Here is a 606-nt window from a genome sequence, read left to right as displayed (position 1 = left end):
GGCTTATTATTTTTCGCCGCATAGCTAGCCACGGCGTTCTGATGTTCCTGAATATATTGCAACTGCTTCTTTTCGGAAAACGTAGTAGCTTGTGAAACTATAGGCAAAACAGCTAGGGCTGCCGCAATGATAAGCTTTTTCATAAGGTCCTCTCAATATCAATCTTATTGGGAGTAACCTTATCAACTCACAGGCATCACCGGCATGACGGTAAACTTACAATTTTGAAAGGTGACAACAATATCCAGAATGAAAAGCCCACAACGTTGCTGTGGGCTTCTGTTATGGGCTATCAGCTACCCGCTTCATCACCATCATCATCTTTGCGGTGTGCCCATTGATACAGAGCAGGAAGCACCAACAGAGTAAGCACGGTAGACGAAAGAATCCCGCCAATCACCACTGTCGCCAGTGGCCGCTGAACTTCAGCACCGGTACCTGTTGCGAGAGCCATCGGGATAAATCCGAGGGATGCGACTAGGGCTGTCATCAGAACGGGCCTTAACCGTGTCAACGCGCCTTCATCTACCGCTTGCCGGAGGGTACGTCCTTCCTCCCGCAGCCCGCGGATAAAAGAAATCATAACCAGGCCGTTTAGAACTGCCA

1 protein-coding gene is annotated in these 606 nt (G+C 49.2%); it reads right to left on the bottom strand.

All coding sequences use genetic code 11. The features are described from left to right. Positions 1-292 precede the first annotated feature (292 nt). On the bottom strand, positions 293-606 hold a 314-nt coding region (locus KMS84_RS43715), incomplete at its 5' end, for an efflux RND transporter permease subunit (protein WP_256921263.1).

Source organism: Streptomyces hilarionis, assembly GCF_024539675.1.
GTDB lineage: Bacteria > Actinomycetota > Actinomycetes > Streptomycetales > Streptomycetaceae > Streptomyces > Streptomyces hilarionis.
Note: the sequence above shows the minus strand (reverse complement) of the source record. Positions and strands in the feature narration are given on the sequence as shown.